The 21701-nt window shown below is 72.5% G+C and carries 27 protein-coding genes; 19 read left to right on the top strand and 8 right to left on the bottom strand.

The window, feature by feature from the left end:
• Positions 1 to 6 precede the first annotated feature (6 nt).
• On the top strand, positions 7 to 1038 hold the full coding sequence (locus F8R89_RS16625; protein WP_413251258.1) for a type VII secretion protein: 1032 nt from the start codon (positions 7 to 9) through the stop codon (positions 1036 to 1038).
• Between the two features lie 10 nt (positions 1039 to 1048).
• Here the strand turns inward: F8R89_RS16625 and F8R89_RS16620 are convergent, their stop codons facing one another.
• The 5 genes from F8R89_RS16620 to F8R89_RS16600 form a co-directional block, all read right to left on the bottom strand.
• On the bottom strand, positions 1049 to 2494 hold the full coding sequence (locus F8R89_RS16620; protein ID WP_151784724.1) for a sensor histidine kinase: 1446 nt from the start codon (positions 2492 to 2494) through the stop codon (positions 1049 to 1051).
• A complete protein-coding gene (locus F8R89_RS16615) occupies positions 2491 to 3225 on the bottom strand; it encodes a response regulator transcription factor (protein WP_151784723.1) in 735 nt (244 codons plus the stop codon). The genes F8R89_RS16620 and F8R89_RS16615 overlap by 4 nt, the downstream gene beginning before the upstream one ends.
• Before the next feature lie 108 nt (positions 3226 to 3333).
• Positions 3334 to 4389 carry a S1C family serine protease gene (locus F8R89_RS16610; protein ID WP_192806142.1) on the bottom strand — a complete coding sequence of 352 codons (1056 nt, stop codon included), beginning with the start codon at positions 4387 to 4389 and terminating at the stop codon, positions 3334 to 3336.
• Positions 4390 to 4487: 98 nt separating this feature from the next.
• On the bottom strand, positions 4488 to 5510 hold the full coding sequence (locus F8R89_RS16605) for a LacI family DNA-binding transcriptional regulator (protein ID WP_151784722.1): 1023 nt from the start codon (positions 5508 to 5510) through the stop codon (positions 4488 to 4490).
• Positions 5511 to 5614: 104 nt separating this feature from the next.
• Positions 5615 to 6394 (bottom strand): winged-helix domain-containing protein, encoded by a 780-nt coding sequence (locus F8R89_RS16600; RefSeq protein WP_151784721.1) that lies wholly within the window; start codon positions 6392 to 6394, stop codon positions 5615 to 5617.
• Positions 6395 to 6564: 170 nt separating this feature from the next.
• Here F8R89_RS16600 and F8R89_RS16595 point away from each other — a divergent pair, with 170 nt between their 5' ends.
• The 9 genes from F8R89_RS16595 (at position 6565) to F8R89_RS16560 (ending at position 12154) form a co-directional block, all read left to right on the top strand.
• On the top strand, positions 6565 to 7413 hold the full coding sequence (locus F8R89_RS16595; protein WP_151784720.1) for an alpha/beta hydrolase: 849 nt from the start codon (positions 6565 to 6567) through the stop codon (positions 7411 to 7413).
• A gap of 37 nt (positions 7414 to 7450) precedes the next feature.
• Entirely contained in the window at positions 7451 to 7705 is a 255-nt protein-coding gene (locus tag F8R89_RS16590; RefSeq protein ID WP_062670576.1) for a MoaD/ThiS family protein, read from the top strand.
• Between the two features lie 2 nt (positions 7706 to 7707).
• The gene (locus F8R89_RS16585; protein WP_151784719.1) at positions 7708 to 8859 is read left to right on the top strand and encodes a hypothetical protein; all 1152 of its coding nucleotides are present in this window, start codon (positions 7708 to 7710) and stop codon (positions 8857 to 8859) included.
• 159 nt (positions 8860 to 9018) lie between these two features.
• Entirely contained in the window at positions 9019 to 9750 is a 732-nt protein-coding gene (locus F8R89_RS16580) for a DUF2993 domain-containing protein (RefSeq protein WP_151788155.1), read from the top strand.
• 238 nt (positions 9751 to 9988) lie between these two features.
• Positions 9989 to 10069 carry an Ms5788A family Cys-rich leader peptide gene (locus F8R89_RS37355; protein ID WP_350751515.1) on the top strand — a complete coding sequence of 27 codons (81 nt, stop codon included), beginning with the start codon at positions 9989 to 9991 and terminating at the stop codon, positions 10067 to 10069.
• Between the two features lie 145 nt (positions 10070 to 10214).
• The gene (locus F8R89_RS16575; RefSeq protein WP_151784718.1) at positions 10215 to 11060 is read left to right on the top strand and encodes a sulfurtransferase; all 846 of its coding nucleotides are present in this window, start codon (positions 10215 to 10217) and stop codon (positions 11058 to 11060) included.
• Positions 11061 to 11119: 59 nt separating this feature from the next.
• Positions 11120 to 11407 carry a DUF1416 domain-containing protein gene (locus F8R89_RS16570; RefSeq protein ID WP_042174833.1) on the top strand — a complete coding sequence of 96 codons (288 nt, stop codon included), beginning with the start codon at positions 11120 to 11122 and terminating at the stop codon, positions 11405 to 11407.
• Positions 11408 to 11496: 89 nt separating this feature from the next.
• Positions 11497 to 11757: a DUF3099 domain-containing protein gene (locus tag F8R89_RS16565; RefSeq protein WP_055624782.1), complete on the top strand. Its 261-nt coding sequence runs from the start codon at positions 11497 to 11499 to the stop codon at positions 11755 to 11757.
• A 10-nt stretch (positions 11758 to 11767) separates the two neighbouring features.
• A complete protein-coding gene (locus tag F8R89_RS16560) occupies positions 11768 to 12154 on the top strand; it encodes a VOC family protein (RefSeq protein ID WP_151784717.1) in 387 nt (128 codons plus the stop codon).
• A gap of 14 nt (positions 12155 to 12168) precedes the next feature.
• Here F8R89_RS16560 and F8R89_RS16555 read toward each other — a convergent pair whose 3' ends face one another.
• Complete coding sequence (locus F8R89_RS16555; protein WP_151784716.1) at positions 12169 to 12531, bottom strand: DsrE family protein; 363 nt, start codon at positions 12529 to 12531, stop codon at positions 12169 to 12171.
• A gap of 101 nt (positions 12532 to 12632) precedes the next feature.
• Between F8R89_RS16555 and F8R89_RS16550 the strand changes: the two genes are divergently transcribed.
• From F8R89_RS16550 to F8R89_RS16520, 6 genes are all read left to right on the top strand, one after another.
• Entirely contained in the window at positions 12633 to 13454 is an 822-nt protein-coding gene (locus F8R89_RS16550; protein ID WP_225994410.1) for a hypothetical protein, read from the top strand.
• Positions 13451 to 14299 (top strand): hypothetical protein, encoded by an 849-nt coding sequence (locus F8R89_RS16545; RefSeq protein WP_225994409.1) that lies wholly within the window; start codon positions 13451 to 13453, stop codon positions 14297 to 14299. The genes F8R89_RS16550 and F8R89_RS16545 overlap by 4 nt, the downstream gene beginning before the upstream one ends.
• On the top strand, positions 14296 to 15186 hold the full coding sequence (locus tag F8R89_RS16540; RefSeq protein ID WP_151784715.1) for a hypothetical protein: 891 nt from the start codon (positions 14296 to 14298) through the stop codon (positions 15184 to 15186). The genes F8R89_RS16545 and F8R89_RS16540 overlap by 4 nt, the downstream gene beginning before the upstream one ends.
• A gap of 241 nt (positions 15187 to 15427) precedes the next feature.
• Positions 15428 to 16003: an FABP family protein gene (locus tag F8R89_RS16530; protein ID WP_151784714.1), complete on the top strand. Its 576-nt coding sequence runs from the start codon at positions 15428 to 15430 to the stop codon at positions 16001 to 16003.
• 15 nt (positions 16004 to 16018) lie between these two features.
• Positions 16019 to 16471 carry a Fur family transcriptional regulator gene (locus F8R89_RS16525; RefSeq protein ID WP_151784713.1) on the top strand — a complete coding sequence of 151 codons (453 nt, stop codon included), beginning with the start codon at positions 16019 to 16021 and terminating at the stop codon, positions 16469 to 16471.
• Positions 16472 to 16480: 9 nt separating this feature from the next.
• Positions 16481 to 17446, top strand: a complete 966-nt coding sequence (locus F8R89_RS16520) for a YgfZ/GcvT domain-containing protein (RefSeq protein ID WP_151784712.1) — start codon at positions 16481 to 16483, stop codon at positions 17444 to 17446.
• Positions 17447 to 17462: 16 nt separating this feature from the next.
• Here the strand turns inward: F8R89_RS16520 and dtd are convergent, their stop codons facing one another.
• A complete protein-coding gene (gene dtd / locus F8R89_RS16515; RefSeq protein WP_151784711.1) occupies positions 17463 to 17888 on the bottom strand; it encodes a D-aminoacyl-tRNA deacylase in 426 nt (141 codons plus the stop codon).
• Between the two features lie 199 nt (positions 17889 to 18087).
• Here dtd and F8R89_RS16510 point away from each other — a divergent pair, with 199 nt between their 5' ends.
• The 3 genes from F8R89_RS16510 (at position 18088) to F8R89_RS16500 (ending at position 21325) form a co-directional block, all read left to right on the top strand.
• Positions 18088 to 18711, top strand: a complete 624-nt coding sequence (locus F8R89_RS16510; RefSeq protein ID WP_151784710.1) for an aerial mycelium formation protein — start codon at positions 18088 to 18090, stop codon at positions 18709 to 18711.
• A gap of 74 nt (positions 18712 to 18785) precedes the next feature.
• On the top strand, positions 18786 to 20051 hold the full coding sequence (locus F8R89_RS16505) for a GNAT family N-acetyltransferase (protein WP_151784709.1): 1266 nt from the start codon (positions 18786 to 18788) through the stop codon (positions 20049 to 20051).
• 362 nt (positions 20052 to 20413) lie between these two features.
• On the top strand, positions 20414 to 21325 hold the full coding sequence (locus F8R89_RS16500) for a winged helix-turn-helix domain-containing protein (RefSeq protein ID WP_151784708.1): 912 nt from the start codon (positions 20414 to 20416) through the stop codon (positions 21323 to 21325).
• Between the two features lie 61 nt (positions 21326 to 21386).
• On the opposite strand, the gene F8R89_RS16495 is transcribed toward F8R89_RS16500, so the two are convergent.
• The gene (locus F8R89_RS16495) at positions 21387 to 21575 is read right to left on the bottom strand and encodes a hypothetical protein (RefSeq protein ID WP_055624770.1); all 189 of its coding nucleotides are present in this window, start codon (positions 21573 to 21575) and stop codon (positions 21387 to 21389) included.
• Positions 21576 to 21701 lie beyond the last annotated feature (126 nt).

Genomic DNA, 21701 nt, shown 5'->3' with positions numbered 1-21701 from the left:
GACAGCGTGACGGGGACTCAGGACGCACACCGCGGCCCGCTCGGGCCCGTACCGGACGCCGGGCAGGCACCCCCGCCCCAGGTCCCCCGGGGGACCTTCGTGCCCGACCACGGCCGTGGGACGCCCGAGTCCGTGCCGACCGTCGACCCCCGCCTCGCCGTCGCCCTCGGCCGCCCGCAGCACGGCGACTCGGCCGCCCGCCGCGCCGGCGCCTCGCTGCGCAGGCTGACCGCCTCCGCCGCGCAGGAGGTCACCGAGCAGACGCGGCTCGCCCGCGAGGTGCAGCAGCCCGTCACCACCGGGCGGGTCGTCGCCGTCACCTCCATCCGCGGCGGCGTCGGCAAGTCCACGGTCGCCGCGCTCCTCGGGCGCACCTTCAACCACTACCGGCACGACCCCGTCCTCACCCTGGAGGCCGACGCCGCCCTCGGCACGCTCCCGATGCGCATGGGCGCCAAGACCGTCCGCTGGACCTGCGCCGACCTGGCCTCGATCCTGACCCCGTCGATGGGGCTCACCGACCTCACCGGCTATCTGGTGCCCGTCCAGGACGGCGGCTGGCTGCTGCCCGCGAGCCAGGGCCGGGTCGGCGCCCCGCTGGACGTACGGACCTACCGGACCGTGACCCTCGCCCTGCGCCGCTACTTCGCGGTCACCGTCGTGGACAGCGAGACGCTGCCCGGCGAGGTGGCGCGGACGGCGATGGACACCGCGCACGCCCGGGTCGTGGTCGCCCCGATGACCGCCGAGGGCATCCACGGCACCCGCCAGGTGCTGGACTGGCTCGCCCAGCTCCCGCACTCCGCGCTGCACACCACGGTCGTGGCCCTCAGCGCGGCCACCCCGGACGCCACCCTCGACGAACGCACGGCCGTCGCCCATCTGCGCGAGCCCGGCGTCCCCGTCGTCCTGCTCCCCTACGACCGGCACCTCGCGCAGGGCGGCCCGATCCGCACCGACCTGCTGGCCGGCGCCACCCGCGACGCGGCGGTCCATCTGGCCGCCGAGGTCATGCGCCGCGCGGCCGGCCCCCGCTGACCCCTTCCGGCTACGGCGTCCCGGGCGGCGGCGTCGGCGCCCCCGGCAGCCGTACGGTCGCGACCGTCCCGCCGTCCTCGGCGCGGGTCAGCGCGACCTGGCCGCCGGACTGCTCGACCGTGCGGGCCACGATGGACAGGCCCAGCCCCGAACCGGGCAGCGCCCGCGCGCTCGGGGAGCGCCAGAAGCGGTCGAAGACGTACGGCAGTTCGTCGGCGGCGATGCCCGGGCCGTGGTCGCGGACCGTGAGGACGCCGTCGGCCAGCGCCACCTCGATCGTGCCGTCGGCGGGGCTGAACTTCACGGCGTTGTCGAGGATGTTGACGACCGCGCGCTCCAGCGCCGCCGGTTCCGCGCGGACGTACCAGGGGCGCAGGTCGGCCTCGATGGTCAGTTCCGGGCCGCGCAGCCGCACCCGGCGCAGCGCGGCCTCCACGGTGTCCGTCAGGGAGACCACCTGGACCCGCTCGCCGCGCTGGCCCTGCGGCCGGGACAGCTCCTGGAGGTCGCCGATCAGGGCGGCCAGTTCGGTCATCTGCGCCTTCACCGAGGCGAGCAGGGCCTTGCGGTCGGCCTCGGGGAGCGGCCGGCCGGTCTCCTCGCTGCGGGTGAGCAGCTCGATGTTGGTGCGCAGCGAGGTGAGGGGCGTGCGCAGTTCGTGCCCGGCGTCGGCGATGAGCTGCTGCTGCAGCTCGTGGGAGCTGGCCAGCGAGGACGTCATGGAGTTGAAGGACCGGGAGAGCCGGGCGATCTCGTCCTCGGCGTCGTCCTCCACGGGGATGCGGATGCTCAGGTCCTCGGTGCGGGCCACGTGCTCGACGGCCTCGGTGAGCTTGTCGACGGGCCGCAGCCCGGCCCGCGCGACCGCGAGCCCCGCCGCCCCGGCGCCGACGACTCCGACACCGGAGACGAGGAGGAGGATCAGGGCGAGGTCGCTGAGGGTGGCACGGGTGCCCTCCAGGGACACGGCGATGCTGATGGCCACGTAGGACTGCCGTCCGGTGCCGGCGTCCTGCGCCAGCTGCGGCACCGTGATGACCCGGACCGGCGTGCCGTCCTCGGCCGTGCTGTTGTGGATGACTCCCTTGCTGGTCGCCCCGTCCCTGATCACGTCCTTGTCGGACGGGGTGACCTTGATCGCGCCGATCGAGTCGGCCGTGACGCAGGGCGTCCCGTCGGCCTTGACGATCTGGGTGTACAGGTTCCGGAAGGGCCCCGGGTCCTGCGGGGACGTCGTGCAGTCGGTGAGCGCGCGCTGCAGCTCGACCCACTGCCCCGGCTTCGTGCGCACCGCCTGGCGCAGGTCGTCGTTCAGCTGCTCGTACAGCTTCCCCTGCACCAGGAACCAGCACGTCACCGACACCGCCGCCACCGCGAACGCCACCGCCGCCGCGACCAGCAGCGACAGCCGGGTGCGGATCGGCAGCGTACGGAGGCGGCGCAGTGCTCTGCTCACTCGGCGCCGCCCTGACGCAGCACGTACCCGACGCCCCGGACGGTGTGCACGAGCCGCGGCTCGCCGCCCGCCTCCGTCTTGCGGCGCAGGTACATGACGTAGACGTCGAGGGAGTTGGACGAGGGCTCGAAGTCGAAGCCCCAGACGGCCTTCAGGATCTGCTCGCGGGTCAGGACCTGCCGGGGGTGCGCCAGGAACATCTCCAGCAGTGTGAACTCCGTGCGGGTCAGCTCCACGGGCCGCCCGCCCCGGGAGACCTCCCGGGTCGCGAGGTTCATCCGCAGGTCGGCGAAGGTCAGCACCTCGTCGTCGTCCGCCCGGCCCGCGCCGGCCGCCGCGTACGAGCTGCGCCGCAGCAGCGCGCGGACCCGGGCGAACAGCTCGTCCAGTTCGAACGGCTTGACAAGGTAGTCGTCCGCTCCGGCGTCCAGGCCGGTGACGCGGTCGCCGACGGTGTCGCGGGCGGTGAGCATCAGGATCGGTGTGGTGTCACCGGCGGCGCGGACCCGGCGGGCGGCGGTCAGGCCGTCCATCCGGGGCATCTGGATGTCGAGGACGACCAGGTCGGGCTGGTAGGCGGCCGCCTTCTCCAGGGCGTCCGCGCCGTCGACCGCGACCTCGGTGGCGTAGCCCTCGAAGGCGAGACTGCGCTGGAGGGCCTCGCGCACCGCCGGCTCGTCGTCGACGATCAGGATGCGCTGCGGGTCACGGTCGGCGTCGGCGGGGCTCATCGGCTCGGGTTCCTCGGGTGCGACGGGACGGGGACGGGTGTGCGGGCGTCCCAGGGCGGACACGGCCTGGGGCTGGACCTCTTCAGCCTCGCACGGTTCACGGCCTTCTCAGCTCTGTGCTCCCGCCCGCAGCTTCGCCAGATCGGCCTTGACCGTGTTCACGGGGATGGCGAAGCCCAGTCCGACGCTGCCGGCGTCGGAGGAGCCCGACGATCCCGCGGCCGAGTACATCGCGGAGTTGATGCCGATGATGTTCCCGTTCATGTCGATGAGCGCGCCCCCGGAGTTGCCGGGGTTCAGGGAGGCGTCCGTCTGGATCGCCTTGTACGTCGTCGTCGAGGACCCGGTGTCGCCGTTGAACTGCCGCCCGCCGAACTCGAACGGCCAGCCGCCGTCCGGCTGCTGCTGTCGCTGCCCCTCGTCCGTGGAGACCGTGACGTCGCGGTCGAGCGCGGAGACGATGCCGCTGGTGACCGTGCCGGTCAGGCCCTCGGGCGAGCCGATCGCCACGACCTGGTCGCCGACCTGCACCTTGCCGGAGTCGCCGAGGGTGGCCGCCGTCAGCCCGGACGCGCCCTTCACCTTGATCAGCGCGAGGTCCTTGCCGCTGTCGGTGCCGACGACGTCGGCGGTGTGCTGCTTGCCGTCGCTCGTGCGGACGGTGACCTGGGAGGCGCCGGAGACGACGTGGTTGTTGGTGACGATCTCGCCGTCGCTCGTGATGATCACGCCGGAGCCGGTGGAGGTGCCGGCGTTCGACTGCGCCTTGATCTCCACGATGCTCGGGCTGACCGCCTTGGCGACCCCGGCGACCGTGCCCTTCTGGCTGGAGGGGACGACGGTGGTCCCGGCGGGCGCCGCGGTGGCCGCGGTGTCGCCGTGGGTGAGCTCCTGGATGCCGTAGGCGGTGCCGCCGCCGATCGCCGCGGCGACGATCGCCACGGCGGCGAGGAGGGCGACGGGGCGGCCGCGCCCGCGGCGCCGCCCGGCCGCCGGCTGGGCCGCCGGCTCGGAGAGGAGAGCGGTGGGCGCCGTCCCGCCCACGGGGTGACCGGCCGGGTGGGCCGGCGGGGGCGGCCACTCCGGGTTCACGGGGGAGGAGGCGTGCTGCTGGGCGCCCTGGTACGGGTCGTCGTCGCCGCTGCGGCGGTAGCTCTCGGTCATACGAATCAGCGTGGCGCCCGAGGATGAGAGCTTCCTGAGGGCGGGCTGAGAAGCCCGGCAGAAGACCGTATGCCCGATATAAGGACGGCCGGGGACGGTCAGGCGCAGCCGCAGGACTGGCGCTGGACGAGCCGGGACGGGAACACCTTCAGCCGCTCCCGGCGCGATCCCGCGACCCGCACCCCGTCGTCGAGGACGAGGTCGACGGCGGCGCGCGCCATGGCCGAGCGGTCGGAGGCGACCGTCGTCAGCGGCGGGTCCGCCAGCGCCGCCTCCTTGATGTCGTCGAAGCCGGCGACGGCCAGCTCTCCGGGGACGTCGATGCGCAGCTCGCGCGCCGCGCGCAGCACGCCGATGGCCTGGTCGTCGGTGGAGCAGAAGATCGCGGGGGGCCGCCGCGGCCCAGACAGGATGTCCAGCGCTATGCGGTAGGCGTCGTAGCGGTTGTACGGCGCCTCGAACAGCCGTCCCTCGGTGGGCAGCCCGGCCTCCGCCATGGCCCGCTTCCAGCCCTCGACGTGGTCGGACACGGGGTCGCCGACCGCCGGGGTCTCCGCGGTGCCGCCCATGCAGGCGACGTACGGGTATCCGTGCTCCAGCAGATGGCGTACGGCGAGCTGGGCGCCGCCCAGGTCGTCGGTGACGACGGCGACGTCGTCGATGGCCTCGGGCCGCTCGTGCAGCAGCACGACCCGGGCGTCCCACGCCTCGATCTCGGCGGCGGCCAGGTCGTTCAGGGCGTGCGAGACGAGGATGAGCCCGGAGACGCGCATCCCGAGGAACGCCCGCAGATAGTGCACCTCGCGCTCGCCGACGTAGTCGGAGTTGCCGACGAGGACCATCTTGCCGCGCTCGGCGGCGGCCCACTCGACCGCGTGCGCCATCTCCCCGAAGAAGGGCTGGCGGGCGTCCGGCACGATCAGGCCTATGAGGTCCGTGCGCCGCGAGGCCATGGCCTGGGCGACCCGGTCGGGCCGGTAGCCCAGCTCCTTGATCGCGGCGAGCACACGCTCGCGGGTGGCCGGGGCGACCGGCCGGGGTCCGTTGTTGATGACATAGCTGACGACGGCGGTCGATGTCCCCGCCAGTCGTGCGACGTCATCGCGAGTCACCTTGGCCACGCGCGGAGTCTACGCGGATGGACCCGCTCTGGGCAGGGCGTGCGGGAGCGTCCCGTATGCCGGACGGGGCCCGGCCGCGCCGGTGCGCCCCGCCCGGGGGGCCGTCAGGCGTCGGCGCGGACCTCGGTGGCGTCCAGGGCGGCCGCGGTGTCCGTATCCACCGGCTTTGCCCGCCCGGACGAGGCCTTCGGCTCCTCGGCGGAGCGCTCCGGCTTCTCCGGGGTAACGAATCGATAACCGACGTTGCGGACGGTGCCGATCAGCGACTCGTGCTCGGGGCCGAGCTTCGCGCGCAGCCGCCGTACGTGCACGTCCACCGTCCGGGTGCCGCCGAAGTAGTCGTAGCCCCAGACCTCCTGGAGGAGCTGGGCGCGGGTGAAGACGCGGCCCGGGTGCTGGGCGAGGTACTTCAGCAGCTCGAACTCCTTGAAGGTGAGGTCCAGGACCCGGCCCTTCAGTTTCGCGCTGTAGGTGGCCTCGTCCACGGAGAGGTCGCCGTTGCGGATCTCCATGGGGGAGTCGTCGTTGACGATCTGCTGGCGGCCCATGGCGAGCCGCAGCCGGGCCTCGACCTCGGCGGGGCCCGCCGTGTCGAGCAGGACGTCGTCGATGCCCCAGTCGGCGGTCACGGCGGCGAGGCCGCCCTCGGTGACGACCAGGACGAGCGGACAGCCGGGGCCGGTGGAGCGCAGCAGCTGGCAGAGGCTGCGCACCTGCGGCAGGTCGCGCCGGCCGTCGACGAGGATGACGTCGGCGCCGGGGGTGTCGACGAGGGCGGGGCCCTCGGCGGGGGCCACCCGCACGTTGTGCAGCAGCAGGCCGAGTGCGGGGAGCACCTCCGTCGACGGCTGGAGGGCGTTGGTCAGGAGCAGCAGAGAACTCATACGTCTGGTTCCTCCTCGGTCCCTGCGAGGACGTGTGCGGTACGGAACTGCTCTGCGATCCCGAAGGCCCCGTACACCCGCGGTCTCCCGCGTCGTATACAACGCTTCCGAAAGCACAAAAGGACCCGGGGGCAACGCTGCCCGAGTCCTCTGCCAGCAGAATAGCCCACATGAGCAACGGTCCGGCAGGTCATGTGGCACGTTCCACGGTTCGTCCGAATTCCGAGACGGATGGACGGGTACCTATCCGGACGTTCCTGCGCACGGCGGACGGCGTGGCCGTCGATTCCGTATACGACCCGGGCCGGGCCGTATACGAAACCTCCCGGCCGTCCGGCGGCGACCCGGTGTTCGTCGTCGCGCACGGCTTCACGGGCGACGCGGACCGGCCGCATGTTCGGCGGGTGGCGGGCGTGCTCCGGCGGTACGGCGCGGTGGTCACCTTCTCCTTCCGCGGGCACGGCGCGTCGGGCGGCCGCTCGACGGTCGGCGACCGGGAGGTGCTCGACCTGGCGGCGGCCGTGCGGTGGGCGCGGGGACTCGGGCACGCGCGCGTGGTGACCGTCGGCTTCTCCATGGGCGGCTCGGTGGTGCTGCGGCACGCGGCGCTCCACCGCGACGACGACGCCCGTACGGACGCGGTCGTCTCGGTGAGCGCGCCCGCCCGCTGGTACTACCGGGGCACCCCGCTCATGCGCCGGCTGCACTGGATGGTCACCCGCCCCGAGGGCCGGCTGGTCGGCCGGTACGGCTTCCGCGTCCGCATCCACCACCGCGAGTGGGACCCCGTGCCCATGTCCCCGGTCGAGGCGGTCCCCCGGATCGCGCCGGCCCCGCTGCTGATCGTGCACGGCGACCGGGACGGCTACTTCCCCCTCGACCACCCCCGGATGCTGGCCGCCGCGGCCGGTGACCACGCCGATCTCTGGCTGGAGCCCGGCATGGGGCACGCCGAGAACGCGGCCGGCGACGACCTGCTCGCCCGGATCGGGGACTGGGCCGTCACCCGGTGCGGCTAGCCTGACCGTGTACACAGACGACCGATCGAGGGACGGGATGGCAAAGGTCACGGTGCGCTACTGGGCCGCCGCGAAGGCCGCGGCCGGGGTGGCGGAGGACGCGTTCGACGCGGCCACGCTCGCCGAGGCGCTGGACGCCGTACGCGAGCGGCACCCCGGTGAGCTGGAGCGCGTCCTGCGCCGATGCTCGTTCCTCGTCGACGGTGACCCCGTGGGCACCCGCGGGCATGAGACGGTACGGCTGGCCGACGGCGGCACGGTCGAGGTGCTCCCGCCGTTCGCAGGAGGGTGACGATGAGCGACCAGCCGTATCAGGGATACGACGGGTACGACCCGTACCGGCAGCAGCAGCCGCCCCAGGGGTGGCCGCAGCAGCAGCCGTACGAGGACCCGCAGGCCGCGCAGCAGTACACGCAGCAGTGGCAGGGGCAGACCTGGGAGACCCAGGTGCAGCCCCCGGTGGCCCCGGCCGCCGAGGAGACGGCGTACATGCCCTCGCAGGGCGCCGGCGCGGTCCACGGCGGGCACCAGGCTCCGGCCGCCGGGTACCAGGAGGCGGGCTGGGCCGGTACGGGCCACCCGCAGGGCCCCGCGCACCCGCAGGCTCCCGCCCACCCGCACGCTCCCACTCCGGCGGCGCCCGCCGGCAGCGCCGAACCCGGGTACGGGCCGGCGACCGTCGCGGGCAACGCCCGCATCACCGACGCGCAGCGGGCGCGGCTCGAAGGGCGCTCCCCGATCATCGAGCCGGGTGTGCAGCCGGCCGGGCTCACCGCGCTGCTCGGGCTGCTGCTCGCCGTGGCCGCCCCGATCGGCCCGTACGCCCTCGTCGTCCCGCTCGTCGCCCTCCAGGCGGTGACGGCCGCCGGCTGGTTCCGGCTGAACGGCATGTGGCCCGCCCGGCAGGGCATCGCGCTGGCCTTCGCGGGCGCGCTCACGGCGGACGTGGCGCTGCTCGCCTCCGGCCGCACCCCGGCGGCCATCCTCGGCACCCTGGGCGTCTGGGTGCTGCTGGCGCTCGTGCTCCAGCTCCGCTCGCACGCCGACCCCGACGAGCGCATGTACGGCCTGATGGCGACGGTGGCCTCGGCCGCCCTGGCGATCGTCGCGGCCGGATACCTCGCCGCGCAGGGCGACGCGGTGACCGTCGGCGCCGCAGCGGTGGCCGTCGCGGTCCTGGTGCGGGCGCTGCCGCTGCCCACGCCGGCGTCCGTGGCCGCCGCGCTGCTCGCCGCCGCGGGAGCCGGGGCCCTGGCCGGCGCGCTGACCGGGATGGGGGCCTCGGGCGCCCTGCTCGGCGCCGGTGCCGCCGTGTGCGCGCTGATCGGGCACCGGGTGGCGAGCTACGACTACCCCTCGCGTTTCGTCCACTTCACGGCGGGCGTCGCCCTGCCGCTGGCCGCGGCGGCCCCCGCGGTGTACCTGCTCGGCCGGGCCCTGGTCTGACGCGCCGGTCCGGGCCGCCGGTCGGTCGCTCCTGTCACAGGTGATCGACAATTCGGCGGTCCGGTCCCGCGGCGGGGTTAGTCTCACGGCGTGGACGGCCGCCCGGTCGTCGGGCAACCGTCGTCGTGGACGACCGTCGAGGTGGGGGAAGACCGGACCATGCGAGCCCTGCGCATACTGCTCATCGTCGTGGTGATCCTGGGCGGCCTGTTCGTGCTGGCCGACCGGCTCGCCGTCGGGTTCGCCGAGGACGAGGCCGCCGGGAAGCTCCAGGCCACCGAGAACCTCGCGGCCACCCCGGACGTGTCCATCAAGGGCTTCCCGTTCCTCACCCAGGTCGTCGGCGGCACCCTGGACGACGTCGAGGTCGGCATCAAGGACTACGAGGCCACCGCCGACGGAGGGACGATACGTATCGACGACCTCCAGGCACACATGAAGGGCGTCGAGTTCTCCGGCGACTACAGCTCCGCCACTGCCGCCACCGCCACCGGCACGGCCTCCATCTCGTACGCCGAGCTGCTGAAGACCGCCAAGTCCGAGTCCACGCAGGTCGCGCCGGGCGTCACCGCCCGCGTCGTCGGCCTCTCCGACGGCGGCAACGGCAAGATCAAGGTGTCCGTCGAGGCGACCGTCCTCGGCACGAAGCTGCCGCAGCCGGTCTCCGTCCTCAGCACCGTCACCGCCGAGGGCGACACCGTGCGGGTGCACGCGGACAAGCTGCCCGCCTTCGGTGGCGCCGACGTCGCCGAGAACCGGGTGCGGACGATCACCGACTTCGAGCAGAAGATCGACGGCCTGCCCGGCGGCATCAAGCTCGACAGCGTCCAGGCCGCGAAGGACGGCGTGGAGATCACGGTGCGGGGTTCGAACGTCCGCCTCGCCGGGTAGGACGGGACCGGACGAAGCGGACGGCCCCCGCCGGACCCCGGACCACCCGTGATGGACGGTCCGGTCCCAAAGGGCGAGACGCCCCCGTCCGCCGTCCCGCTGTGATCGCCGATACACGCGCCCGGAACCCTTTCCGGAGCGGGGCCGGCGGTCTTCTCGTTTCGCATCCCGGACAATACTGTCTCAGCATGCGACACACCGGTGACACGCCAGCCTGTCCGTCCCTACGATCGACGTCATGAAGCGACAGGCGGACCTCACGAAGCGGCGGGCAGTAGACCTGTGCCGCGTCGCCGCCATGCTCTGTCGCCCCTTCTGAGCGGACAGACCGGCTCCGCCGGTCCACCCTCCGCATCCCCGCAGCCCTGACCGGGCCCCCGTGCGCGCCCCGGCCGCCCGAGCCGGTGCCTCATCGCACGCCCGCACCTTTGCACGCCCCGCCGCAACTGCCCCGGAGGAGAAACATGAGCCGCAGCGACGTCCTGGTCGACGCCGACTGGCTGGAGCAGCACCTCGACGACGCGAACATCGCGATCGTGGAGGTGGACGAAGACACGTCCGCCTACGAGAAGAACCACATCCGCAACGCGATCCGCATCGACTGGACCAAGGACCTCCAGGACCCGGTCCGCCGCGACTTCGTCGACCAGGAGGGCTTCGAGAAGCTCCTGTCGAAGAAGGGCATCGCCAACGACACGCTGGTGATCCTCTACGGCGGCAACAACAACTGGTTCGCGTCCTACGCCTACTGGTACTTCAAGCTCTACGGCCACGAGAACGTGAAGCTTCTCGACGGCGGCCGCAAGAAGTGGGAGCTGGACGCCCGCGAGCTCGTCGCCGGCGACGAGGTCCCCGAGCGCGCGGCCACCGACTACAAGGCCAAGCCGCAGAACACCGCGATCCGCGCCTTCCGCGACGAGGTCGTGGCCGCCATCGGCACCAAGAACATCGTCGACGTGCGCTCGCCCGACGAGTTCTCCGGCAAGCTGCTCGCCCCGGCCCACCTGCCGCAGGAGCAGTCGCAGCGCCCCGGCCACGTGCCGACCTCCCGCAACATCCCGTGGTCCAAGAACGCCAACGACGACGGCACCTTCAAGTCGGACGAGGAGCTCAAGGCCCTCTACGAGGACGAGCAGGTGGACCTGGCCAAGGACACCATCGCCCTGTGCCGCATCGGTGAGCGTTCCGCGCTGACCTGGTTCGTGCTGCACGAGCTGCTCGGCGTGGAGAACGTCAAGAACTACGACGGCTCCTGGACCGAGTACGGCTCCCTGGTCGGTGTGCCGATCGAGCTCGGCGCCGGCAAGTAACCCACCTCAGCGATCCCGACCGGCCTTCCTTCCGGTCAGACCCCAACCTGGAGAAAGACATGTGTGGAGCGAAGGCCGGCGGCCCCGACGCCTCGACGATCAAGCCCGGTGAGACCACGATCCAGGGTCACGTGACCCGCGACGGCGAGCCGGTGACGGGCTACGTCCGTCTGCTGGACTCGACCGGCGAGTTCACCGCCGAGGTTCCCACCTCCGCGACGGGCCAGTTCCGCTTCTACGCGGCCGAGGGCACCTGGACCGTCCGCGCGCTGGTGCCCGGCGGGACCGCCGACCGCACGGTCGTCGCCCAGCAGGGCGGCCTGGCCGAGGTCGCGATCGCGGTCTGAGGCGAGACGGGCGGAAGGGCCGCACCCCTGCTGTACAGGGGTGCGGCCCTTCCGCATGCGAGCCCGGCGAGCCGACCTACCCTGGACGTATGTACGCACGGCGGCGTCACCGGTACTTCGCCTTGATGGGGCTCTGCGTCACGCTCTTCGTCCTGGCGTGGGCCGTCGTGCGCCTGTGGTCGGTCCCCGTCGCGGTGGGCATGTGCGTGGTCGCGATGGTCATCCCGCCGCTGGCGGCGATGGTCGCCAACCGGCGCGGCCCGGACGACCGCTGGTGGGACGAGCCCTCCGGCGACCCGCAGTCCGACGAGTGGTGGGACGAGCTGGACGGCAAGAAGAAGCCGCAGTAGAACAGGCCGCATGCCGTCCGCCAAGCTGTCCACGGTGGTGCTGGACGCACCCGACGCCCATGAACTCGCCGCCTTCTACCGGCGGCTGCTGGACTACGAGGTCCGCTCCGAGGAGCCGCACTGGGTGCTGATCGGCCCGCCTCCCGGCGCCGAGGGCGTCGCCCTGGCCTTCGAGACCGAACCGGACTACGTACGTCCGGTCTGGCCGACGCGCCGGCCGGGGGACCAGCAGATGATGCTCCACCTGGACGTGCTGGTGGACGACCTGGCGGCCGGGACCGCGCGGGCCGTGGCGGCGGGGGCGGCCCTCGCCGGGTACCAGCCGCAGGACGACGTACGGGTGCTGTTCGACCCGGCGGGCCACCCGTTCTGCCTGTGGACGGAGACCGGTCGGTAGACGAGGGCCCTGGGTCAGTAGACGAGGGCCTGGGTGCCGTCCGTCATCGCCTCCTGGACGAAGACCTGGGCACCCGCGATCCGCACGCCCTCGATCACGTCCTTCTCCGTGATGTCCCGGCGGGCCGCGCACTGCGTGCACAGGGTGACCCGGCCCCCCGCGAGCAGCGCGTCCAGCAGGTCGGGCAGCGGGGCCGCGTGCGGGAGCTCGAACTCGGCCGCCCGGCCCGGCAGGGCGAACCAGGCGGACTCGCCGGTCAGCCACAGGGAGACGTCGACGCCGCTGGCCACGGCCACCGCCGCGACCGTGAACGCCTGCGAGCAGCGTTCGGGAGCGTCGGCTCCCGCCGTCACCTTGATCACCAGCTTGTTCGCCATGACCGAATCGTAATCAACATCACCACAACCCCGGCCGTGGGCCATGGGTCTCCTGTGCGCCGCATGTGAAGTGCGCACGTCACGCATCTGTGGGAGACGTCGTGGAACAACCCGAAAGACCGGGCGAGCCCGAGGGCATCGCCCCTCCCGGCACCGCGCCCGGGCCCGAGGCGGCAACGCCGGAGGCCGCCGAATCCGAGACCGCCGCAGCGCCGGTCCGTGCCCGCCGCCGTGGACGGACGACGCTGCTGATCGCCGGGGCCGCCGTGCTCGGGCTCGTCGCCGGGACCTGCACCGGATACCTGGTGCAGGCCGACCGCGAGCCCACGAAGCTGCCGCCGCTGTCCCAGCCGAAGCTGAAGCAGGCGAAGGGCGAGGCGCCCGAGCCGCTGTCGGCCGCGCGGGACCGCCGCGTACGCACCGACGGCGACCTGCGCAAGCTGCTGCTGAAGAAGCCGCGCGGGGCGAAGACCGCCGACTGGTCGTCCGCCGACGACGGCTGGATGGACCTGGCCTCGTACGCGGAGACTTTCTCGGACCCCAAGAACATCTTCCCCGAGCTCGTCGGCAACGAGTTCCGGCGCGCGGCCGTCGCCGCCTGGGAGCAGGGCGACACCACGGTGGAGATCCGGCTCGTCCAGTTCCGGCAGGAGGAGTCGATGGCCGCGGCCGAGCAGGCTCGGGGCGCCCACTACTGGGCGGACGAGGACGACAACCACTCCTGGCCTGTCCCCGGCACGGAGGACGGCATGGCCTACGCCTACACGAAGCCGCAGGCCGAGCCGGGCTACGTGCCCATGTACGAGGCGAAGGCGTTCGCGTGGCGCGGCGACATCGAGATGGAGATCTTCGTGAGCTCCACCAGGTCGATCGGCAAGAAGACCCTTCTCGGACTGGCCAAGCGGCAGATGGAGCGGCTGTGAGCGAGGAACGTCCCCTGGACGAGGGCAGCGCCCCCGTCGCCGAGAGCCCGGCCGAGACGCCCGTCGCCGAGCAGCCGCCCGCCCGGAAGCGGTGGCGCCGCGGCCGGATCGCCGCCGTCGCCGGAGCGGTCCTGACCGTCGCGGCGGTCGTGGCCGGCACCGGCTACACCGTCGTCACCGTGCGCGACGCCGACCGCGACCCGGGGGCGCCGACGTGGAAGTTCCCGCCGGCCGCCGCCGACCGCCCCGCCGAGCGGCCGAAGGCCACCGGCCTCGCCGCGATGCTCGTCCCCTACGGCACCGACAGCTGGGTCCGCGGCCCCGACATGGGCCAGTTCGGCTCGGACGCCCAGCTCACCGGCGCCGAGGCGACGGCCCTGCGCAAGGATGCGCTGCGCGACCTGCCGCGCTCCCAGCGCCGTGAGCTGGAGAAGCAGATGGACCGGGTGCGCCCGAAGGGCGTGGCGATGCGCAGCTACTTCAGCGAGTTCGCCGCCGGCCGCGCCGGAGGGTCGGCCTCCGACATCTACAGCGTGAGCGTCGTGCTCAGCCGGATGGACAACCGCACGGCCGTGCGTGACGCGGTCCGGACCCAGAACAGTCTCTTGGCCGTCCTCGACATCTTCCGCAAGGGCCCCAAGGTCAAGGGGTACAAGGACGCCAAGTGCTTCCTGGCGCCCAAGGAGCTCAGCGAGGGCACCGACGAGATGTCCTGCACCGGATACGTCGGAGACGTGCTGGTCACGGTCTCCGCGCAGGGCGCCCGCCCCCTCGACGCCAAGGCCGTCGCGAAGCTCATGAGCACCCAGCTCGACCGCATCGCCGAACCCGGGAAGGCCGTATGACCGAGCAGCAGGCCCAGGCCGTCGAGCCGGGCCCCGAGACGGCGCCCGCGGGCGCCCTGGCGACGGCGGAGACGCCGGAGCCCGCCCCGGAGCAGGCGCCCGCGCCCGAGTCCCCCATCCCCGCGAAGGACCGCCGGGTCCTGCGGGCCGTCCTGCGCTGGACCGCCGCCGTGGTCGTCTTCGCGGCGGTCGGGGCCGGGACGGCGTACGGGATCACCGGGATGGAACGCACCGACGTACCGGGCCTGGCCACCGAGTCGGACGGGCGCTGGGACTACCCGACGCTGACCCGGCCGCCCCTGCCGTCCGGCAGCCCGCGCCCCTTCGCCGAGGAGAACGCCGCCGAGGCGCACTACGCCGACCCGCGCGCGCTCCTGCTGCCGGCCCCCGCGGGCGCCACCGCCGACCGCGCCCTGCGCGGCGACGACGGCTGGCTGCCGGCCGAGGACTTCCTGAAGGAGTTCGCCGACGACGACGAGCGCGCCGACCTGCGGCAGATGCTCAAGGACGACGGCCTGCGGCACATCGCGGCCCGCGGCTGGACCACGAAGGACGGCACCCACACCCGGATCTACCTGCTCCGCTTCGACACCTCGGTCGTCGTGGACGACCTGGCCGGCCGCCTGGCGCCCTACGGAGCCCCGGGCTACCGGCTGCGCGGCACCGAGACGTCCGTCGCCGACGAGGGCTTCGCCGACCTGCCCTGGCCGGGTGACTTCCCGCGCTGGGCGTACACCGAGTCCAAGCCGTACGGCGCCGAGCAGGTCCGGCAGGCGTACCTGGGCGCCGGTGACATCCTCGCCGTGATCGTGCAGTCACGGAAGGGCACCGCCGCCTCCGTGCCGTTCCGCCAGACGGTGACCCTGCAGGGCCAGCTGCTCGGCTGACCCCGCGAGGGCGCACCTCACACGAAGGGCCGGTCCCGGGCCGACTAAGCTGGGGACCGGCCCTTGTACGTTCCGCTCAACCTCCGCTCAATCGAGGAGCACCCCGTGGAGATCTTCTTCGAAACCCTGCTCGTCCTGGTCTGCGTCGGCGTGCTCGCCTTCGCCGGCCTGACCGTGAAGAAGCTGTACCAGGGCCAGCGCTGACCCCCCGTCCCAGACGTACGAGACTTCTGAGCTGCTCATGATCGAGATCCCGTCCGACCTCCACAAGGACCTCGTGCCCCTCGCCTTCCTGCTCGGCAACTGGGCCGGCGCGGGCGTGCACGACTTCCCCGGTTCCGAGAAGTGCAACTTCGGTCAGGAGGTCTCGTTCACGCACGACGGCCGGGACTTCCTGGAGTACCAGTCCCACACCTGGGTGCTGGACAACGAGGGCAACAAGGTGCGCCCGCTGGAGTCCGAGCACGGCTACTGGCGCATCGACGCCGACCGCAAGGTCGAGGTGACCATGGTCCGCCATGACGGCGTGGTCGAGATCTGGTACGGCGAGATGGCCGACAAGAAGCCCCAGATCGACCTGGTGACCGACGCGGTGGCCCGCACCGCCGCCTCCGCCCCGTACTCCGGCGGCAAGCGCCTGTACGGCTACGTCAAGAGCGACCTGATGTGGGTCGGCGAGAAGCAGACCCCCGAGGTCGAGCTGCGCCCCTACATGTCGGCGCACCTGAAGAAGGTCGTCACCCCGGAGGACGTCGAGCGCTGGGCCAAGGCCCTGCCCGACGACATGCCGGACGACGGCATCGCCTTCTTCAAGTAGTCCTAGACTTCCAGTGTGGTGAGCACCGACTGGAAGAGCGACCTCAGGCAGCGCGGCTACCGGCTGACGCCGCAGCGTCAGCTTGTCCTCGAGGCAGTGGACACCCTGGAGCACGCGACCCCCGACGCCATCCTCGTGGAAGTGAGGAAGACGGCGTCGGGGGTCAACATCTCCACGGTCTACCGCACCCTGGAGCTCCTGGAGGAGCTCGGCCTGGTCAGCCACGCCCACCTCGGGCACGGCGCGCCCACCTACCACCTCGCCGACCGCCACCACCACATCCACCTGGTCTGCCGGGACTGCGACAACGTCATCGAGGCCGACGTGTCGGTGGCCGCCGAGTTCACCGCGAAGCTGCGCCGCGACTTCGGCTTCGAGACCGACATGAAGCACTTCGCGATCTTCGGGCGGTGCGGGGACTGTGCGGCCCGGGGCACGGCTGGGAAGACTTCAACTACCGGGTCGTAGGCTGGACCCATGAAGAGCCCCCTGCTGACCCTGCCCGGCGCCGTGCCCGCCGAGGGCGTGGACGAAGGCGTCGCCGCGCACTACGGCGACCTGTTCCGCGAGCAGCGCGCCCTCGCCGACGGCACCGGCTTCGTCGACCTCTCCCACCGCGGCGTCGTGACCGTCACCGGCGAGGACCGGCTGACGTGGCTGCACCTGCTGCTCACCCAGCACGTCACCGACCTGCCGGCGGGCGAGGCCACCGAGGCGCTGATCCTCTCCGCGCACGGCCACATCGAGCACGCCCTGTACCTCGTCGACGACGGCACGACGGTCTGGGCGCACGTCGAGCCCGGCACCCAGGACGCGCTGATCGCGTACCTGGAGTCGATGAAGTTCTTCTACAAGGTGGACGTCGCCGACCGCACCGGCGAGTTCGCCGTGGTGCACCTGCCCGCCGGGTCGATCACCGAGGTCCCCGAGGGCGTCGTCGTGCGCGAGACGCCGTACGGCCGCGACCTGTTCCTGCCCCGCGCGGACCTGGAGGCGTTCGCGGAGCAGGCCGGACCGCCCGCCGGGCTGCTCGCCCACGAGGCGCTGCGCGTCGAACGCCACCGCCCGCGCCTGGGCTTCGAGACCGACCACCGCACCATCCCGCACGAGCTGGGCTGGATCGGCACGGCCGTGCATCTGCAGAAGGGCTGCTACCGGGGCCAGGAGACGGTCGCCCGGGTCCAGAACCTCGGCAAGCCGCCCCGCCGCCTGGTCTTCCTGCACCTGGACGGCAGCGAGGTGCACCTGCCCGCCGCCGGCACCGAGATCCGTCTCGCGGACGAGGAGCCCGACGGCCGCAAGATCGGCTTCATCACGACGTCGGCCCGCCACCACGAACTGGGCCCCGTCGCCCTCGCCCTGGTCAAGCGGAACGTCCCGGTGGACGCCCGCCTGATCGCCGGCGACACGGCGGCGGCCCAGGAAGTGGTCGTCGAGCCCTGACCGGCGGGGTCCGGGTCTAGATCTCGATCAGCACGGTGAACGGGCCGTCGTTCGTCAGGGACACCCGCATCCTGGCGCCGAACCGGCCCGTCGCCACCGTCGCCCCCAGGGCGCGCAACTGGGCCACGACCTCGTCGACGAGCGGCTCGGCCACCTCGCCGGGCGCTGCGGCGTTCCAGGTGGGGCGTCGGCCCTTGCGCGCGTCGCCGTAGAGGGTGAACTGGCTGACGACGAGCAGCGGGGCGTCGATGTCGCTGCACGACTTCTCGTCGTCCAGCATCCGGATCGACCAGAGCTTGCGGGCGAGCTGCGCCGCCTTCTCCTTGGTGTCCTCGTGCGTGACGCCGACGAGGACGCACAGCCCCTCGCCGGTGATCTCGCCGACCGTCTCGCCGTCCACGACGACGCTCGCGCCGTCCACTCTCTGCACCACAGCTCGCATACGGCCATCATGCCGTGCGTCCGAGGGCGGTCCGGCACCGCCCGGCGCGGGACGGCCGCTGTCCCGAAGACCCCTTCGGGTGCTTCTTCTTGAACAGGTAGCCCCCCATCTGGGGCCGTTCGGGGGCACTCGGTCACGTGGGGGCCGGTCGGGATGGCACGATGCTTCCACACGCCGGTCGAGGGGACGGTTGAGGCACATGAGCACACCGAGTACCGGGCAGCCGCCCGGGGCTGTCGTGCTGGCCCACACGGGCCGGCTGGACGGTCTGCGGCCGCCCACGCAGCGCACCGCCGACGATCCGGGCCCGGGCCCGCACGCACCGCTGCCCCCGGAGCCGCCCGAGCAGGACCTGACCGTCCTCAGCCTGCCCGAACTGCGCACCCTGCGCCGGGACGCCCAGAGCGACGAGGCCGATCTGAGCTATGTGCGGCGCCTGTTGCAGGGCCGTATCGACATCCTGCGGGCGGAGCTGGCGCGGCGGTCCCCGGCGGGAGCCGCGGCCGTCGTGGACCGCCTCCCGGAGATCCTCACCGACGCCCCCGCACGGCACCGCTCCTCGGCCCGCCACGTGACGCTGGGGACCCCGCAGAGCGAGGAGTCGCGGCGGCTGGCGTCCGAGATGCTGGCCGAGGTCGAGCTGTCCGACCTCCAGGCGCGCACCGACGCGGAACTGACTGCCGCGATGGGCCGCCTCGTCCGCTACGAACAGCAGGTCTCCCGCCGCCGCCAGCGCCTCCAGCGCACGGCCGACGAGTGCGGCGCGGAGATCACCCGCCGCTACCGGGACGGCGAGGCCCAGGTGGACGACCTGCTGAGCTGACGGCGGGACGGCTCGGGGCGGGGGTGCGGGGAAATTCCCGGGACACTTCCCGCGCCCCGACCTACGGTGGCTCCATGAGCCGTTCCGCATCCCTCAGCGACATAGAGATCCGCCCCCTCACCAAGGGCGACGTCACGGAGTGGAGCCGGGCCCTGAGGACCGGCTTCCTGCGGTCTCCCGGCGTCTCCGAGGCGGAGGCCGCGGACCGGGAGTCGTACATCGACCCGGCCCGCACACTCGGTGCCTTCGACGGGGGCCGCTGTGTGGCCACGTTCCGTTCCTTCGCGCAGGAGGTCACCGCGGTCGGCGGTGCCGCCGTCCCCGCCGACGCCGTCACCAACGTCACCGTCAGCCCCACCCACCGCCGCCGCGGCCTGCTGACCCGCATGATGGCCCGCGACCTGACGGCGGCCCGGGAGCGCGGTGACGTCGTCGCGACGCTGATCGCCGCCGAGTACCCGATCTACGGCCGCTACGGCTTCGGGCCCGCCACGTGGATGGCCGAGTGGATGGTCGACGTGCCGCGCGCCGGGATCGACCCGAGGTGGTCGGGGCCGGACGGCGGCGGCCGTATCGAGCTCGTGGACGGGTCCGAGGTCCGCAAGGCGGGCCCCGAGCTGTTCGAGCGGGTGCGCCGCGCCCAGCCGGGAGCCGTCGACCGGGACGAGCGGTGGTGGCAGGTGCACACGGGCGGGCTGCGGGTGGAGGGGACCCCGTGGACGGAGCCGTTCTTCGCCGTGTACCGCTCGGCGGACGGCACGGTCGACGGGCTGGTGTCGTACAAGGCCGACGACACATGGGGCGACGGCAAGCAGCCCCTCAACACGGCGACCGTGGACTGGCTGGTCGCGGCGACCCCCGAGGCCGAGCGCTCCCTGTGGCTCTACCTGTGCTCCATCGACTGGATCACCACGGTGAAGAGCGGCCGGCGGGTCCCCGACGACCTGCTGCCGCTGTACCTGCCCGATCCGCGCGCCGCCCGCATCACGACACTGGCGGACTGGCTGTGGGTGCGGATCCTCGACGTCGAACGGGCCCTCACGGCGCGCACCTACGCCGGGAGCGGCGCGCTGGTGCTGGAGGTCGTGGACGGATCGGGGCTGTCGGGCGGGCGGTTCCGGCTGGAGGCGTCCGCGGACGGCGCGTCCTGCGCGCCGACCACGGCCACCGCGGACCTGACCCTCGACGTGTCCGACCTGAGCCGGCTGTGGCTCGGCGACGAGTCCGTCGTACGGCTCGCCGCGCTGGGGCGGGTGCGGGAAGAGCGAGCGGGCGCCGCCCTGACGGCCGACGCCCTGCTGCGTACGTCCAGGCGACCCTGGTGCCCGGACATCTTCTGAACCTCCTTCCGCCGAGGTGACGGGTCCGCTCATCCGTAGCGAGCTGTTCAGTTGTGGGGGCGGGCGGAGTGCGCCCTTCTTCAGTTGTGGCTGTGCGTCCGTATGCGGTTGTGGCTGTGCTGTCGGTGTTTGGATGTCGATGTGGAGTTGTGGCTGTGCGTCGGCCGCCCGGGCTCCCGGCTCCCCTCCGGAAGGGAGCCCGGTCGGCTGAACCTGCGGCGACTCGTGGCCAACTCCTTGAAGTGTGACCATGTCGTTGAAGTTGGCGACCAACTTCACTGTAGTTATGACCGTCTTGACACGTCCTATAACCACCATCCGGTGAACTGCCCAAAGATGGCGGGAAGTTGTAATGTTCGGTCGTGGAGCCGAAACACGCCCCCGCCACTGGGCGGAAGAGGTCGCAGCGGCCACAGACTTCACACCGGGAGGTGGCCGCGGCGCTGCGTGCCCGGATCGCCTCGGGCGAACTGCAGCCGGGCCAGCGCATGCCCACCCAGGCCAAGCTGGCCGACGAGTTCGGCGTCGAGCGCGGAGCCGTACGGCAGGCCCTGCGCATCCTGCAGTCCGAGCACCTGCTCACCAACGCCTCCAAGGGCGCTCCGGCCACCGTCGCTCCCGAGCCCGGCAGGGCCGTCACCGGCCCCGAAGCAGTGCCGCAGCCCACGATGGTGACCCTCGGCCCGCGCGTCGCGGCCGCCTTCGCCGCCCCGCACGTCGAGATCGACGCGCTGTGCCTCACCTCGGTCTCCCTCACCCTCGCCATCGGCGAACCGCTCCGGCAGATCCACGCCGGGCGTATGAAACCGGCCAAGGTCGTCGTGCGGGTGCTGCTGCCGAGCCGGGACATCCCGCTCGCGTTCCCGACGCCGGTGGACGACGCGTCCGACGACCTCGACGTCCAGCTGCGCCGGCGCTGGCTCGACCAGCGCAACGCCCAGGGCCAGGTGCTCCGGCACAATCTGCTGGCGCTGCGCTCCACGCACGGCATCGACGTCCAGGTCACGTTCCGCGCGCTGCCGTTCACCCCGCCGGTGAAGCTGTACCTGCTCAACGGCACGGAGGCGCTGTTCGCCTACTACACGCTGACCCGCAGCGAGGTGGAGATCGGCCAGCAGCACCTGGAGATGTACGACGCCCCGGGCATCCAGTCGACGCTGTTCGCCTTCGAGCAGGGGGCGGGACTGCGCGACACGACGTTCGTGGAACAGTCGCACGTGTGGTTCAACGCACTGTGGGAGACGATCAGTTCGGAGCTGACGCTCACGACCTGACGGTCTCCCACGGCGTTCGACCTGCGCCTTTCGCCTTTCGGTGGTCCCTCGCGCGTACGACTCACAGGGCCGGGCCGGAGAAGAGGACGGCGAGGACGGCGGCACCGATGGAGCTGACGGCCGGGTTCCTGGCCTTGATGCCTATGGTGAGGAGGAGCAGGCCGATGAGGCCGGTGGCGCCGTACTTCCACTGCAGGAGCTGCTCGACGCCGACGACGAAGACGGCGGAGAGGAGTGCGAGGACGGGCATCGGTGTTTCCCCCTTCGATCTTCCGGGGATGGAAGGATTACTTCCGCCAACTCAACCAACTTGGTGCCAACTCTGAAGAGGTTGTCCCCACTTGGTCCCTACTTTGAAACAAGCTACAAACAACTG

Origin of the sequence: Streptomyces sp. SS1-1, assembly GCF_008973465.1 — a bacterium.
In the GTDB taxonomy this organism is placed as follows: domain Bacteria; phylum Actinomycetota; class Actinomycetes; order Streptomycetales; family Streptomycetaceae; genus Streptomyces.
The sequence above is the reverse complement of the archived record's forward strand: the minus strand, read 5'-3'. Positions and strand labels throughout refer to the sequence as shown.